The sequence below is a fragment of the Lysinibacillus sp. GW823-FHT06C08 genome (assembly GCF_058795135.1).
Genome location: NZ_JBXAHN010000008.1, coordinates 228,739 through 245,017, shown reverse-complemented (window position 1 = coordinate 245,017; position 16,279 = coordinate 228,739). Strand labels below are relative to the sequence as shown.

General features: G+C 36.2%; 15 protein-coding genes. 2 read left to right on the top strand and 13 right to left on the bottom strand.

All coding sequences use genetic code 11. The features are described 5' to 3' along the window. Positions 1-230: 230 nt before the first annotated feature. From AC1Q6O_RS18330 to AC1Q6O_RS18305, 6 genes are all read right to left on the bottom strand, one after another. Positions 231-1,322 (bottom strand): low temperature requirement protein A, encoded by a 1,092-nt coding sequence (locus AC1Q6O_RS18330; protein ID WP_492401916.1) that lies wholly within the window; start codon positions 1,320-1,322, stop codon positions 231-233. Positions 1,323-1,702: 380 nt separating this feature from the next. Further along, positions 1,703-2,581, bottom strand: coding sequence for an Hsp33 family molecular chaperone HslO (gene hslO / locus AC1Q6O_RS18325; protein WP_089986483.1), 879 nt, complete (start codon positions 2,579-2,581; stop codon positions 1,703-1,705). A gap of 402 nt (positions 2,582-2,983) precedes the next feature. Further along, on the bottom strand, positions 2,984-3,421 hold the full coding sequence (locus tag AC1Q6O_RS18320) for a MarR family winged helix-turn-helix transcriptional regulator (RefSeq protein ID WP_090001413.1): 438 nt from the start codon (positions 3,419-3,421) through the stop codon (positions 2,984-2,986). A 367-nt stretch (positions 3,422-3,788) separates the two neighbouring features. After that, on the bottom strand, positions 3,789-4,070 hold the full coding sequence (locus AC1Q6O_RS18315; protein ID WP_008177759.1) for a hypothetical protein: 282 nt from the start codon (positions 4,068-4,070) through the stop codon (positions 3,789-3,791). Between the two features lie 10 nt (positions 4,071-4,080). Further along, positions 4,081-4,470, bottom strand: coding sequence for an SHOCT-like domain-containing protein (locus AC1Q6O_RS18310; RefSeq protein ID WP_036126002.1), 390 nt, complete (start codon positions 4,468-4,470; stop codon positions 4,081-4,083). Between the two features lie 12 nt (positions 4,471-4,482). Next, positions 4,483-4,851: a DUF2089 domain-containing protein gene (locus tag AC1Q6O_RS18305; RefSeq protein ID WP_036227177.1), complete on the bottom strand. Its 369-nt coding sequence runs from the start codon at positions 4,849-4,851 to the stop codon at positions 4,483-4,485. Positions 4,852-5,399: 548 nt separating this feature from the next. Here AC1Q6O_RS18305 and AC1Q6O_RS18300 point away from each other — a divergent pair. Then, positions 5,400-6,365: an arsenic resistance protein gene (locus AC1Q6O_RS18300; protein ID WP_239354627.1), complete on the top strand. Its 966-nt coding sequence runs from the start codon at positions 5,400-5,402 to the stop codon at positions 6,363-6,365. 449 nt (positions 6,366-6,814) lie between these two features. Further along, entirely contained in the window at positions 6,815-8,293 is a 1,479-nt protein-coding gene (locus AC1Q6O_RS18295) for an Lsa family ABC-F type ribosomal protection protein (RefSeq protein ID WP_089986481.1), read from the top strand. Between the two features lie 144 nt (positions 8,294-8,437). Here AC1Q6O_RS18295 and AC1Q6O_RS18290 read toward each other — a convergent pair whose 3' ends face one another. The 7 genes from AC1Q6O_RS18290 to paiA all read right to left on the bottom strand — a co-directional run bounded on the left by AC1Q6O_RS18290 (position 8,438) and on the right by paiA (position 16,271). Then, complete coding sequence (locus AC1Q6O_RS18290; RefSeq protein WP_008177750.1) at positions 8,438-9,262, bottom strand: sugar phosphate isomerase/epimerase family protein; 825 nt, start codon at positions 9,260-9,262, stop codon at positions 8,438-8,440. Next, positions 9,259-10,233, bottom strand: coding sequence for a DUF6005 family protein (locus AC1Q6O_RS18285; protein ID WP_427533912.1), 975 nt, complete (start codon positions 10,231-10,233; stop codon positions 9,259-9,261). Before AC1Q6O_RS18285 ends, AC1Q6O_RS18290 begins: the two co-directional genes overlap by 4 nt. Before the next feature lie 13 nt (positions 10,234-10,246). Next, positions 10,247-10,504, bottom strand: coding sequence for a petrobactin biosynthesis protein AsbD (gene asbD, locus AC1Q6O_RS18280; protein ID WP_008177745.1), 258 nt, complete (start codon positions 10,502-10,504; stop codon positions 10,247-10,249). Beyond that, positions 10,501-11,736, bottom strand: coding sequence for an AMP-binding protein (locus tag AC1Q6O_RS18275; RefSeq protein WP_492401913.1), 1,236 nt, complete (start codon positions 11,734-11,736; stop codon positions 10,501-10,503). The genes asbD and AC1Q6O_RS18275 overlap by 4 nt, the downstream gene beginning before the upstream one ends. Next, positions 11,733-13,484, bottom strand: coding sequence for an IucA/IucC family protein (locus AC1Q6O_RS18270; protein ID WP_171364896.1), 1,752 nt, complete (start codon positions 13,482-13,484; stop codon positions 11,733-11,735). The genes AC1Q6O_RS18275 and AC1Q6O_RS18270 overlap by 4 nt, the downstream gene beginning before the upstream one ends. Further along, the gene (locus AC1Q6O_RS18265; protein ID WP_492401911.1) at positions 13,456-15,279 is read right to left on the bottom strand and encodes an IucA/IucC family protein; all 1,824 of its coding nucleotides are present in this window, start codon (positions 15,277-15,279) and stop codon (positions 13,456-13,458) included. The genes AC1Q6O_RS18270 and AC1Q6O_RS18265 overlap by 29 nt, the downstream gene beginning before the upstream one ends. Before the next feature lie 473 nt (positions 15,280-15,752). Further along, positions 15,753-16,271, bottom strand: a complete 519-nt coding sequence (paiA, locus tag AC1Q6O_RS18260; protein WP_008177739.1) for a spermidine/spermine N(1)-acetyltransferase — start codon at positions 16,269-16,271, stop codon at positions 15,753-15,755. Between the last annotated feature and the right edge of the window lie 8 nt (positions 16,272-16,279).

The window sequence follows — 16,279 nt, the reverse complement described above, 5'->3', positions numbered from 1 at the left end:
AAAGCGTGTGAAATTTTACTGATCGTAAAATTTCACACGCTTTTTAATTTAGAGGTGGGTTTTGTCCCAGCCTCTTTGCTTATTGAATTAATTGGCTAACGTCTTCTTTAGCTCAGCAAAGGTCAAAAACGAAATGAATTACTTTTAAAAATTTTAAGAACAAAGATGTTCCTAGACATCTTTCGTTAAGTACTTAAATAAGCATGTCTTTTAGTTCTATAGCATTTTATTCATGTAGTTGTTAATTTAGCGTATATGATAAAAAACAACGTCAACTCTCCCATGATGACAACGTTTGGGACTTCTACTATCAAATTAATGATAAAGAAAGTGGCTAAGATCCCAATAAATAATGTTAAATGATAAAGCGTTAAACGATCTTGTTTAAACCTATACTGATGAAAAACTATACTAGTTGTCATGAAATAAAGGCATACAGAGCCGAATATAAAATATAAATCAAATGAATAACGAACCTCATTTAGAAAAAGAAGCTTGATGGAAGCGGCAATCATGCTCAAAGACATTAATACAAAAAGATGGCCATAAATAATGGTCTGACCAGATGTTTCGATTGATTTGTCCACTTTCTTTTCTACATTTTCGAAATACTGCCACCACATCGAAACAATTAAAATAAACGAGATGATTGAAAATAAAATAGAATCCCAATCCCCTTTTTGTGGCTGTAGCACATACAAGGTGCTAACAACTGATTCTCCGAAAAGGATTAATGTCAATGAAGCAAAACGTTCTAATAAATGAGATGTATTAGTCGGAGCCTTCACCAAATATTTACGTCCCCAAAAAGGTACAAGGATATCAATCATAATGCCTATATATAATATGCTATAGCGAATCCATGAATCAAATAAGATAGAAAAACAGGATATGATTATGCCAATCCAAAAACGTGTGCCTAAATAGTGAGCAACGTCCTTTCTATTGCCTTCTTCATAACGGTGAACAACTAGATATTGGACCGCAGTAAGGGCTCTTAATCCAATATAGCCAATTAGAAATGGCAAATAGTATTGATCAAAGTTAACCGATAAGCTAGATGTCATAATCAGGACAAATAGCATCTGGAATATTGTAAAAATCCTTTGGTGTAAAAAATCCTGTCCAAAACGATTAATAAACAATGTTTGTCCTACCCAAGACCACCAAATAGGGATAAATATTAAAACAAACTTCAAAAAATACTCTGGGCGAATTTCACCTTTTTCAACATGAAGTAATACATTAGTGGCAGTTGAAACAGCTGCTACAAAAATCAAATCATAAAAAAGTTCTAACCATGTTATTTTCTTTTCTTCCATCTCATCATACTCCTTCAAATCCTATTAGCTAATCATATAATAAAATGCTTTTCTTAATAAAGAACCTGTTTAAGCTTAAATCAAAAAATTTTAGACAAACAAAAAAGGAACTGGAGTCAGTTCATTTTTTGTTTGCCTTGCGAATACGATCCATCCCACTTAACAATGCTAGTATGAAAATTGGTAACATAGCAAAGCTGAGTAAAAATAGACCTATATTTACAGAAATAATGATACAGGGATCTCAGTCTTATCATTTTAGATGAAAAATCTAAAATGCTTGTCCGTATGCCAAAACTTTAGCTATTCTAAAAAAAATACCTCCTTTGGATATTACATTCAAAGGAGGTATTTTTATAGTAAGTAACTTATTTTAAAGATTAAACGGCTTGTTCTAGCATTGCTTCTAATTCATTTTTGTCAAATTGATACGTTTCATTACAGAAATGACATTGTGTTTCTGCTTGCCCATCTGTATCAATCATATCTTGGAGTTCTTCGCTACCTAAGCTCACTAGCACATTCGTTGAGCGATCTTTTGAGCAAGTGCATTGGAATAGGATTTCTTGTGTTTCGAGAATTTTTACATTCCCCTCTCCTACAACCATTGTTAGGATTTCTTCTGGTGTTAGTCCATCACGTACCATTGCTGAAATCGTTGGAATACTTTCTAAACGTTTTTCAATTTCTTCAATAATTTCTGCCTCCGTGCCAGGTAATGCTTGAATAATAAAGCCCCCTGCTGCTTGGATTGTATTATCAGGGTTAACGATAACTCCTACCCCAACGGAAGAAGGAATTTGCTCAGACTGTGCTAAATAGTATGTGAAATCTTCCCCTAATTCCCCTGAAATAATAGGTACCTGTCCTACAAAGGGGTGTTGTAGACCGATATCTTTTGAAATGGTTACCATGCCATCTGTTCCCACGGCTCTTCTAACATCTAATTTCCCAATACTGTTTAGGGGGAAATGTGTTTGCGGGTTTGTTACATAGCCTCGTACTTTACCATTTGCGTTAGCGTCAACAAGGATTGTACCTAAATCACCCCCACCATTTATACGAATGGTTAATTTGTCTTCATTTTTTAACATAGAACCAAGCATCACGCCGAAAGTCATTGAACGTCCTAACGCTGCTGATGCGGTCGGCCATGTATAGTGTCGATGTTGAGCTTCCCCTACTGTATCGACTGTTCTTGCTGCTATAACTCGAACTTGTCCGTTATATGCTAAACCTTTCACTAAATAATCCTTCATTATTATCTCTCATTTCTTCAATTTTTTAATAGATGGTTGAGGGTTCCGCTTCATAAATCAGCATCTTCTGACGCCCCTAACCCAACAATTTCCCTTCGGCTTTATTATCGTGTTATACATTTAACAAAGCCCTCAGTTGCATATCATGCGAGTACCGTTTGTGGAAATTTAGAATATTTTTGCTGTCATAATCTCTTTTATTTTCATTGGCTCCCGTTTCTGTATAATCAACCTAAGTATTGTAAAGCGCACACAGTGGAAATACACATATTAGTGCATAATTCCAATATTTCACCTATTTATATTGATGTCCAACATAAATCAACATTTTGAGAGGACAAAAGAAAACAAATAGTTCAATTTTGAACTACAAGAGGAAATAAAAGTTAGAACAGATCTGCTCTAACTCAAATTACCTAACACTTTTTGAAGTAAAGAAAAAGAAGTAGCTTTCTCCTCTTCATTAAATCCATGAAACATTTTGTTTGTAAGATGATCAAAGATTTCTTCAAAATATTTCTGGACATCCAGTGCTTTTTTAGTTGCAACGACATACATTACTCGTTTGTCCTCACTATGCCCCTCTTTTACAAGATAACCAGTTTTGACTAAACGGATAATCATTTCAGTAATGGTTGATTTTTGTTTGAGCATTTCATCACAAATACATTTGATTTGTATGCGTCCCCCATTTTTGTACACAATGTATAACAGCATGAAATGGCTTGGGGCTAAGTCAGTATAGCCTAGTCGCTTTAACTCTTGTTTTAATTCATCTTGTACAGCGGTAGAAATTATGGAGTTCAATAAAATTGCTTCATGTGATTGTATATTTGCCATTCGTATCACCGCCTTTAGAATAGTTCAATTTTGAAGTTATTTCAACTAATATACATTTTAATACGCTCCCTTTTCCTTTCACAATGATTTTCAGTAGCTATTTATGATCAAGATTTTAGGTGATGAAACAATAAGGAGGTACATCGATGTAAGATGTTTTTAAAAGTTTATGATGCAGTGTGGTGATTTCACTAAAGGAAACAATAAGGTACAAAAAATGGACGATTTAGGTAATGGTTTAAATAAAATTTCTGAAAAAAACTATGAAAATCCAAGGTTTTTTGAAGGTGTGTTACCTGTCTATTCGTAGCTAATAAGTAAAAAAACCACCTACTATTTCAGATGTAAGTGGTTGTATTTCAATAAATTATAGTTTAACTTTTACCACTGTACCGTCCTGTGCTTTGACATCAACTAGCAAGATCCCTTTATAATTCTTCAGTTCCTGGACAATGGGCTTGAGTGTTTTTTTGTCTATTGGCGGCAAGGTAAAGTCCAGTTTTTTTCTTTCAAAGTATTCTTTTGTCCATTTGTTTATATTACGCTGAAATAATGTTGAAGACAAAATGGAAATAACAATGTTTAACATCGCATATGGGATTGGGATGGTAAGTCGAACATCCTTTGTTTTCACTTTGACATGTATCATCAGTCGGTCACTAGTCAATGAACACAGAAACGGAATCCCCGTTTGCCGATTTAATATCAACGATTTGGCCATCTAATTCATTTTCGATGGCTTCCATTATAAGGCTGATATCTAGATCTTTCACATATTTTTCAGATTGTGGAATACTAGCTGCGATACTGTGTCCAGCCATTAAAACAACTTTCACTAGCTTGATGGGTAAATTAACCGTTACGTTATCATTTTCAGTTGAAACAATACGAACTTTTAATGTTTTATCTAAATATTTAGCTGGTTTATCTAAAAGCTTATTTCCCGCGTCATCTTTATCTTGCAATACTTGAATTAGTTCAGAGCCTTTTTCTGCATCAATTTTCCCTTCCTGAACCATCGTTAACACTCGTGCAATTTCCTCTTTCATGATCTATTCCTCCTATTCTTCTTTTAAAAGCTTAATGGCTTCTTCTGCTGTGATTTCGCCATTTTCTAGCAGAGTAACAACATTCTTTTTATCTACTTCATTTTTCTTCTTCTTCTGCTCATATCCAAGGGATGAAATAATATCTGTTAGCTTTCCTCGAACCGTTGGGTAGGAAATTCCAAGTTCTTTTTCAACATCTTTAATATTCCCTCTACACGCTAAAAATACTTCCACAAAATGAAGCTGATCCTTTGATAAGGATGCCAGTTTCGATAATTCAAATTCATTTTCAATCGTAGTGTGGCAGTGAGAGCACTGCAACTTGGTAATTTTTAACGTTTTACTGCAAACAGGACAATTTGTGATTACTTGATAGGCCATAATGAAGTTCCTTTCTTTAGGTTGATTTGATTATATACCAAAGAATTTAAAAATGAAATAACCAAAATTAATTTTTTGTACTTAAAAATTAAAAATGTTAATTAACAGTTTAAAATAATTAAGTTTTAGATATATGGCGTTTTTTAAAGATAACCAACTTGAAGTATGTAAGACAATAAGGGGAACCAATCCCCCCTGCCGATGATTTTAATTTTATATACTGAAACAACTTCACCTCCTAAACATAACTCATTAGTTGAATGGTATCCACTTGTAGTAGGTGGTTTTAAGGAGTCTATAAATTTTTCAATATGCGAAAGGATGGTGCATTCAGAGGAACACAATTTGGAGATTTTGCACGCAATTCTATAGGAACAATGTTTTTCTCTCAGTATGGTTTGGAGTGTATCCACCTTTTGGCTACCCGTCTTATGGTAATTTTCACTAAGTAAAATAACAAGAACTATATAGTTCCAATCTCATATTGTATGGTACCCTAATAGAGGAATGTTTATGGGCTAGGTTTAATAAATAGGAGTAAAATCACAATGATTTCAAGAGAAGCATTAGAAAAAAATCAGATTTCCCTGTATGTATTCGTTTTATTACTGGCAGGAGCTATAGGGTTATTTGCCCCTGATATAGGCACACGCTTGGACATTACCCTTTCTTTTGTTATTGCATTATTAATGTACAGCATGTTTTCACAAATTCCTTTCAGCTCTTTAAAAGAAGCTTTTGCTATTCGTCGTTTTTTGGGGGCATTGCTAACGGTCAACTATATAGCGGTACCAATTGTTGTATGGCTATTAACTTTGTTTTTACCAAACCACCCACCTTTATTACTTGGCGTCTATTTGGTATTACTGACACCTTGTATTGATTATGTCATTGTTTTTACAGCACTCGGTGGTGGAAATGAAAAAGCCATGCTGATTTCAACACCTATTCTTTTCATGACCCAAATGCTATTACTACCTTTCTATTTGTGGATATTTATTGGACATGAAGCAGCGGAAATAGTTGAAGCGGGCCCTTTCCTAGAGGCATTTTTTAAGCTCATCGTCATCCCATTAGTCATCGCGATTATTGTTCAGCTACTTGCTAAAAAATCTATAGTCGGTCATACAATCATTCAATTTTCTGCATGTCTACCAGTTCCCTTTATGGCATTGACATTGTTTGTTGTTGTCGCTTCACAAATCGGAAAATTATCGACATCTATTGATTTGATAGTTAAGGTCATTCCCGTTTACATGGCCTTTATGCTTATCATGCCATTTATTTCAAAATTTATTGGCAAACAATTCAAACTTGATCCTGCATCTGGTCGAGCTTTAATATTTAGTGGTTCAACACGTAATTCGCTTGTTGTTCTACCCTTGGCCCTATCTTTGCCAGATCCAATACATACAGTAGTGGCTGCTATTATCGTTACACAAACGATTGTCGAAATTATAGGAGAAATCCTTTATATTCGTGTTGTGCCCCATCTATTTTTACACGAACAATAGGCTGATTTGTAATTCAAGAAAAAATTTGGTACGATGAATATACAATTATGAGAGGACTGATGGATGAACAATGATGAACTAAACTATATTTTAAGTTGAAATCAATTACTTCAAACTACAAAATATAGGATTAGTCTGTCCATTTTTATCAATCAGTTTATACTTTTTTCGTCATTTTCCTATGGCAAAAAAGTCCTTAATCAATACCTGTAACCGACTAATCCTTCCAATGACAATTGGGGGGATTTTTTTATTCTCTCATAGTTACATCAAAATTCTAAAAAAGGAGTGTGGAAAATGAGCGATTTAGACACAATTGTTACACATGTAAATCTCCGTATAAGTCGTTAATATCCATCCTACTTATGCGGAGACATGGATTCCAGATGGATATGCCGACTTTGTATAAAAGAAAGAAAAAAGGTTTGCTATACAAAGGAGGAGTTATCATGTCAATGATACAAGTTCAAAATTTAACATTTTCCTATCCAGGTAGCTTTGATCCTATTTTTGAAGGTGTTAACTTTCAATTAGATACGGATTGGAAACTAGGATTTATCGGTAGAAATGGTCGCGGGAAGTCAACATTCTTTCAGTTATTATTAGGGAAATATGAGTATAGTGGGAAAATTAATGCTTCAGTAGATTTTACTTATTTCCCCTACCCTGTTGCAGATCGGAACAAATATACGTATGAAATTTTTGAGGAGATTTGCCCGCAGGCAGAGGATTGGGAGTATCTTCGTGAAATATCGTATCTACATGTAGATGCTGAGGTTATGTATCGCCCCTTTTATACATTATCGAACGGAGAACAAACGAAGGTTTTGCTTGCTGCCCTTTTCTTGACGGAGGGAAAATTTCTATTAATTGATGAACCGACTAACCATCTAGATACAGATGCACGAAAAATTGTCGCTAACTATTTAAAGAAGAAAAAAGGATTTATTTTGATTTCGCATGACAGAACGTTTTTAGATGGCTGTGTGGACCATATCCTTTCCATCAATCGAGCCAATATTGACGTTCAAAGTGGTAACTATTCTTCATGGAAGTTAAATTTTGATAGACAGCAGGAACATGAGGAAGCAACAAACCATCGTCTACAAAAGGACATTGAAAGATTAAAACATTCCTCGAAGCGTTCGGCAGGCTGGTCCAATCAAGTTGAGGCTTCTAAAAATGGGACGACGAATTCAGGGTCTAAGCTAGATAAAGGTTTTGTCGGACATAAGGCAGCTAAGATGATGAAGAGAGCGAAGCACATTGAATCAAGACAGCAAAAAGCGATTGATGAAAAATCAAAATTGCTAAAAAATGTAGAAAAAACGGAGTCTTTGAAACTAGAGCCATTGGCATTTCAGTCAAAGGAACTTATAACTTTGACCGATGTATCTGTTCGATATGATGACCACATGATTAATCAACCATTAAGCTTTAAAGTTGAACAGGGTGATCGTATTGTTCTTGATGGAAAAAACGGAAGCGGTAAAAGTAGTGTTTTAAAACTTATTCATGGAAACGACATACAGCATACGGGTACTATCCATGTAGGCTCAGGTCTTATTATATCTTATGTTCAGCAGGATACTTCCCACTTGAAGGGATCATTATCTGATTTTATTGAAGAGCATGAGATTGATGAAACATTATTTAAATCCATCCTTCGTAAAATGGATTTTGATCGAATTCAATTTGAGAAGGATATTGCTCATTATTCAGGTGGGCAAAAGAAAAAACTACTTATTGCCAAAAGTTTATGTGAGAAAGCTCATTTATATATTTGGGATGAACCATTAAACTTTATAGATATCTATTCCCGTCTACAAATTGAAGAGCTCATCCAGAGCTTTAATCCTACAATGGTGTTTGTAGAGCATGACCAGGTATTTCAGCAAACGGTGGCGACCAAAATTATTTCTATGTAGCGAAATATGAAAGCTTTGAAAACTGATCGTCTGTAATCAATAGCTCCCCTGACGTATCGCTTAGAATAATTAAGCCAATATAAAAAAGAAATCCCAAGGAAAAGACGACAAATGTTTTTTCTTGGGATTCTCTATAGCCTTATACTAAATTTGCACTAGCTGTAAAGCCTTCTTTATATCCTGTATATCCTTTGTTAAAACACTCTTCACATTTGATCCAAACCATTCTAGTGAGGCATCTATCTCCCTATTTGAATCTATTTCTGCTAGGAATTCACCGTAATCAATGGCCCCTTCAAATAATGGAACCATCCCTTCTCGAGTCCCTGATGCAGCATAGACATTGTGTGGAGCAAAAACATCCAGGTGTGTCCGAGAGGCAATATTTTTTAAGTGAAAATGTGAAATATAAGGACGAAGTTGCTTCATGGCGACAATTGGGTCCACCCCTGATTCCCATACATGTAAAACGTCAAAGTTAACTCGTAAGCTTGAGTGGTTCGTTTCTTCGAGTAACTGTATGGTTGAGGGTAGATTATCTGTCAACGTATTCGGATGAGTTTCAACAAGCAAGTATTGTCCTTTTGACTCGAGATAATCACAGATCAATTCAAGTCTGAAAGTAAGTTCTTCTCTTTCCTTCTTACTCGTTTCTAAGCTTCCCTGCTTGCCGACAAAAGTACGAATCTTATTTGTTCCCCAGCGCTCTGCAAGTGCAGATAACCTCTCTGTTTCAGCCATCATTTCAGCTACTGGTGCCTCTAATGGTAAATAATCACTAAGCATACTCGTTTCCAAACTGAAGGATCTTAGCCAATCTGCTCCATAATGAAGATCATCTGCTAAGTTCTTTGCATGAACACCCCAAAGCTCAATACCATGAAAGCCTTGTGCTTTGGCAAAGTGAGCTAATTGATCTATTGAATGAAGATGGTGTCGAAACGAGATTGTACAAATAGATAGTTTCATAATGTGACCTCTTTCTTGTGTTGTAGTGTTAACCATGCTTGAAAGCATTCTTGTAATCCTTGCTTAATCTTGAACTCAAGTAGATTTTGTTCTTCTAGCTTCACATAAATATCTTCTATTAATAATGGATCATGCGTCATCGCAAGTTTCATCACTCGATATTGAACCGTTGTATAGCCCTTCACTAAACGCTCAATTTCATCACACCATGTGTCAAAGCCTTCCTCAGCACGGCCAAGGGCTTCCCAAAAATATGCAAATGCATGCTCATATGCATATTTTCTTATCGCTATAACTGGCAATTGTTTTATTGCAGCCGGAAGTTTTGAGATACTTTCTTTGTCTTTTTCTGCAGTATGCTCATTAATTATTTCAGCAATGGCATCTGTCAATGGATTACGCTGGAGCTTGATACATGTATTAAAATAGGCTTCAACTGTATCAGAAGTTGGAGCAATGATCGTCTCGGAATCAAAATAATAACCTCCTCCGACAGTTGGCTCTAGGATGGCAGCTATAATTCTTTCCTTCGGTAATAACCCCTCCCAGCGAAAATCAGGGTCATACATAAACCACTCTTCTTCATTTTCTGTCGATTCTAGCATCACATAATGAGGAAATGGACTTTGATGAAATTTATTCTCTCGCTCTGGAAGCTTTGATAAATCTAACATCACCATTACATGTTGCTGGGGAGATTTATGCTCTAATAACGCTAGTAGCTTATTTATATTTTCGTGTTTTGTTTGATTTTCGTCATACCATTTGTGAAGCTTGATTCCATAAAGCATTTCATACCATGTTTGAAAGAAATCATGATCAATTTCATCAGAGTGGTATGTAAGCACACCATTATCAAGCACATCGAAATCCGCATCCCATACCCCAAAATAATAAGGCCTATGATCGACGCCTTTAGTCTTCTTAATAACCTCACAAACACAGCTTACAAAACAATGAACTTTTATCATTTTTAGCCTCCGATTATTCTACCTTTTGCTGTTTTTCTAAGAAGTTTGCTAGTGTCCCTACTGTTTTGAAATCTTTAGGAACAAGCACCTCATCAGGAATGGCAATGCCAAGGTCCAACTCTATATGAAGAATGAGTTGAAGGACCATAATGGAATCCATATACAAATCCTCATTTAATCGGGCATCTTCATTAAAAGAAGACAATGTCTGCAACTCTAATGAATTTTCCATAATATCATAGATGCTTTTGATCAGTTGTTGCCGTGTCATACGGGTATGCCTCCAAGTTTTTTTCTACTTATTTTTCCATTAGGTAGCTTTTCGATTTCACGAACAAACACGAACTCCACCGGAATTTGATGTGGAGCAAGAAATTTCCGACACCACTCTCTAAGTTCTATATGATCAATCGGTTCATCAGACACATAGAGTGCGCAAACTCGCTCTCCTGATAAATGGTCTTGTTTCTTATATACGACTGCTTCTACTATTCTTGGCTCATCCATTAACACGTTTTCCACTTCTTGCGGATACACATTCAAGCCCGCTACATTAATCGTGTCATCGATTCTTGCAAGAAAAGAAAGAATATTATTTTCTAGATAGCCAAGATCTTTCGTATAAATCGTTTGTGCAGATGTTTCAATGATAATCTCGCTTGGTGTTTGTTTGTCACCAGCTGTCACCTTCACATGAGGAAGAGGATACCCCATTTCTTTCGGATCTTCCACATTAGGGTGAATGGCAATACAGCCGGATTCGGAGCATCCATACTGCTGAAGGACTTGGTTAGATTTCTCTCTTAATGATGTTAACCAGCCATGTGGCATCACAGTCCCTGACGTCATCACACGATCAAATTGTTGATCAATCGGTAATAATCGACTTAATGTATAAAGTAACGCTGGGGCTCCATAGAGTAAGTGCTGAGGATATTCTTTTAGCTTTTTCAACATATATTTAGGATTATTATTCGTTATAATAACCGGTTTTGCTCCTCTTCTTATACAAGCTAGGACACCACAAATAAATCCATAAGAGTGAGTAACCGGGCAAGCAACAATAGAATTTGTCAAGGAATCAACAGGTAATGTAGTAACATAGCTTTCAATCTCCTCGTCCACTGAGCTCCACGTTCGTTCAATGCATTTCGGAGCTCCTGTTGTACCAGAGCTCATTTGAACTAATACCCCTTCTTGGTTATTGGAAAGATTGGATAATTCGATGAAATCATCAATGGATTGGAACAATAACAGATGACTACCCGCTGTCGAAGCGATTCTTATGGCACCCTCTTTTGGCGTCGCTGAATGGATTGGGACAACTGACCCTCTTTTTTCACGAATGTATAAACAAAGAGCTATATATTGGAAAATATCATCTGTACAAATTGCTAATCTCCGATTGTTACATCCCTTTAGATGTGGTAAGCGTTCATATATATCAAACTGTTTTTCAATATCTTCTACTGTATAAAATTGATCATTGACATAAAACATCATGATTTCCCCTTTTCATTCGCTTGTGCCAACGCATTGTTGACGATATGGCGAAAATTACCTTCTTCTTTATTTTGCAATTTCTTTTTTAGTAAGGATTCAACATAAATAGGTGTGCTAGTATACTGAAGCTGTTCATTTCTTGTATGGAAAGATGGAAAGCGTTCAAAGTGCTTCTGTATGCCGTCCTTAATTTGATTCCAAAAGCGTATTTCTTCATATCCATATTGCTCTTCTAGCAAATTAGATAGCTCACTTAAATGAAACACGAATAGTGTATCCATCGCTAACTCACGTAAAGCCTCTATAGAAGACATCCAATAATAATCATCGGCAGGTGCATCTTTAAATCGGTCATGTATCATTCCAAAATCGGGAATGAGGTTTCTATCTGCTATGAATTCTTCCGTATATTCGATACTGTCATGGAAATCTCTCAGTACAACCCGAGTCGGCCACCCATTTTCATGCAATAAAATCATATTTTGCGCATGGGCCTCCACTGCAATTCCATGAGCGACAAGTAGGTGCCAAATTGGAATAACACTCACTTCAATCAAGCGTTTTATCCACGCCTCCGTTCCATATCGGCATAGCCAATCATCAATAAACGAACGCCCATCTAACTCCATCATCATGAGTACCGTAAAGGGTACTGCTTCCTCCTCCTCCTTCATATACACGCGCACACTTTCTCGCCATATGGTGCCAAGCTGACCTTCTAATTTGCTACTATGCTTTGTGGCATGCGGTTCAAAAATAATGCCTGCGTATTCTTCCAGTACAATAACAGTCTTTTGTAAATAGGCATCTGATTGAAGTACCTGTTTAAGCCATGCAGAAATATGAGGAGCAGCACAAACAGCATGAGCATGTAACTTTCGTAATGAAGAGGTATTCACCATATTCATTGAGCATTTTAATTGTGCTTTTTGTGGATGTGAAGAATTCCATAATGTTCGCACTGATTGAGTTGCCCTATAGTAATCTCCTTTCACATTTAGAGGTATGAAATCCTTTTGTTCTATTAATTCAGCAAGCTCCTGTTTCATGGTACGCCATTGCCATGGATGAACAGGTAAGAACGTATAGTTTTCGAATATGCCATTGAATCTCGCAAGCTTGCTAAGAAGGTCGTCCCACAGTAAATGCCCTAGCTCTCTTTTCCAGAAATCTTCTTCTTTCTCAAGAACAGCGATTCGTACATAGCTTCTTCTCACTGCCACCCATTGAAGGGTGAATGATTGCTTTCCTTCAGGGCCATAGTCTATATGGTCGTCAATCGTAAAACCGGTTCTAGATTTAAAACAAGGATGATACGGATGTCCTTCAATAATTTCCGATTCTAATTCCTCATAGCTCGAATTTCTTCTCGACATCGGCATTTGGAGATGTCTATCATTCCAATCGCAAAGATTACTCGTTAAATGAAGTTCTTTCAGTAACCGAACTTTATCTTGACGACTCGTCAGTAATTCATCGACTAGTTCCTCAAATGTTGCCTCCTGTATCGTCTCATCCTTGCTTATTAGAAAAATATGATCTCCCTTTATTCGGATGCGATCAAATGCCATTCTTCTTCCTTCACAGCGAAAGGTGTATGTCTGTCCAATAAGAGTAAAAATTGAAGTCCATTGATCCAGACGTGTTTCTTCATAGTTGATTAGTCCCTCAAAGATCATCGCTTCTACAAGCTGCCGCCTTACACGTAGCTCTCCTCTTTTAGAAGCTAAAGGCTGTAGCTGCTGCATAGTCTGCCTCCTCATACTGTCGAACAAATGGGTTTGGAATTTTCGTATATACGGCTTGTTCTAGTTCGGCTTCAAGTTCATCTACATCATGGAACCTTGTTAAAAGGTTTGCTTTGAAGGCAAGCTCTTCTTGATTTAAAATGTTCCGAACAAATGCCTTCCCGAAACCTGTCAATTCGTTTTCTAATAAGTGCAGTTGTTCTGTAGACCACTTCAAAAGAACATTTTCGTTAATAAGCTGATCCGCTCCAAATCGAGAAATAACAGGAAACAGTTGATTCATAAATAAATAATACGTAAATCTATCTTGTATAAGGGCATCTTCGTAAAACAGTTCTTCCGTTTCATGTAAAGATGGCTCTATTGCAAGAAGTACATCTTTATAGGCTTTTGATAAGTAATAACCTTGGTTATCGCGATAATAATATGTGGTTGGATAACCAGAAGAGATGTTTAATAGACTGTTTTGCTGATGGGCTTCGAGAGCGATCCCATGCTCATCGTATAATTTTAATAATGGTTCAATCGCACATGTCCAATAAACTTTAAACCAATCTAAACTGACACTCTCTAATGACCGGAGTTCGGATTGAGCAATTTTCATGATGAGCTGACATAGCTTTGATTTTTCTTCTAGCAGGGGCTCTTGCACAAGCGTAGCGATCATGCAGATTCCTTCATCTTGGCCTTTAGGAAATACGTTTGAGCGAAAAATAACCTCAAACCCTGATTCCGTCTGGTTAGGAAACTCTACAGTCATATAAGCAGGGTCATGAATCATCTGAAAGGATGGATGATTTTGTAAAAAATCTATTTTTTTCATTAATCGAGCCATAGCAATCCCAGCTTTAAGTTCATGAGTTCTATTGACTCTCAATGAATTTGTTATTTTGACAGGAATTGAAAACTTATACATCATTTCTTCCTGTGAGTTATAAACCGTTCTGATTGAAGAGGTTGCTGTATAAAAAGCTCCTAGCGCACCCTCGTATTTTATGAATCCTTCAGCAATCGCCTTTTTTACATATTGTTGCTGTAGAAGCCATTGTGCTTGTAGGGGGTGGACCGGAATGAAACAATCCTTCACGGACGTAACAAAATTAGGCTGTGATATTAGTAACGATTGAACAATGTGATCACTCGCACTTTTTTCTAATACGGAGGACTCTTGTACCATTTTACGGTCGACACGAAAATAGTGAAGTTGGAAAGAACCTTGTAACTCTGGAGCAAAACTGGTTTGTTGCCAATCTGCCATCCCTTGTCTACTTTTTGGTGTTGGATGAAGCCAATGACCAAGTAAGAGAGACTGCTCCGCTTCAATAAACGTACCGCTAGCCCCAGGTTGCTTGTCACCTTCCAAACTATTTTCAATATAATTGGCCATCGTTTGGTAGCTCTCAATTATGCGAAGAATGAGTTCGTCAAAATGGGAAGAAAAATTAAGACTGCTATCCCTCTTAGCCATCAAATGTAGTTCCTGAATGAGCGTAATAAGTATCGATAATTTATCCTCGACAAGCCATTGTTTTTGTTTTGTACAATACTTCCACGGCGTACCAATTACCTGTCTTCCGACAAGAGATTTATATTCCACCCCAAATGCAAAACGTATGTTTTGTTTTGGTAATTCAAGCTCTAATATATGTGCCTCTGTAATCAGTGCTGATAGTCGTTGTTCTTTAATCCACTCCTCCTTTTTGACCCAATGCCCGCTTCTCACCTCTCGTATATAACAATTTATAAACGCCTGAAACGTTGCATTTTCTGCAATCTGTTTAGCAATCTGTTGCATGAAATAAACCAATCCTTTCACAGAGCCTTTTTACTATTAATTGATAATCATTATCACTCGTTGTTAAAAAAATGAGTCTCCCTTATTAGAAAGACTGAGAAGTAAATTAGAACATTGATTACAATTGATAATGATTATCGTTTTCAATATTAATTACATATTATAGGTAATTTGGAAATGACTCAACTGTCTAAAGACCTATATGGCAATATAAACCATCGAAATAGGTAAAAGTATAGAAAAATACGTCGTTATTTGTATCAGTTATGAAAGATTATTAATATTTAATGGGTTATAAAGACGAAATATTACAAAGAAGTAGAAAGGAGAGCTCCATTTCGAAATGGTTCTAATGGCTTGAATGTTTTTATTTTTACGAGCTATGGCATCTAGATGTTCATGCAGAAAAATATTAAGTATGTATAGAAAAATGGCAGAAATGTTGCGATATCAACGTTTCTGCCATTTAAAATTTAAATGAGTGTTTTTGTCATAATTAAATCTACTTGTTCTTCCTCGCCCATGTAAAAGCTGTGCGCTCCAGTTTGAACAAAGCCTATTTTTTTATAAAAGGCTATAGCATTGTCATTTTTATCCCAAACCCCTAACCAGATGCTACTTTTATTTTGGGCTTCAGCTAATTCGATAGCCTTGTTCATAAGATATTTGCCAAGACCTCTTCCTTGAAATGACTGTCGAATATAAATACGCTCAATTTCAAGGGACTCGTTCCCCATTTGTTCAGATTGGGCATCATTGACATTCACCTTTAAGTAACCTGCAATGACATCATTGTCATAAATAAAATAGAATTCTGAAGCTTCATTACATAATTCCTTTTCCAGCCGATACTCTGTAAATGCTTTTTCCAAGTAAGCAGTCATATTTTCAGGTGAATTCTGATCTTTAAAGGTATCATTAAATGTTTCAATACTCACCTCTTGGAGTTTTTTTAAATCACCTAAGCTACATTTTGCTAATTTGATTGACATTGATTACA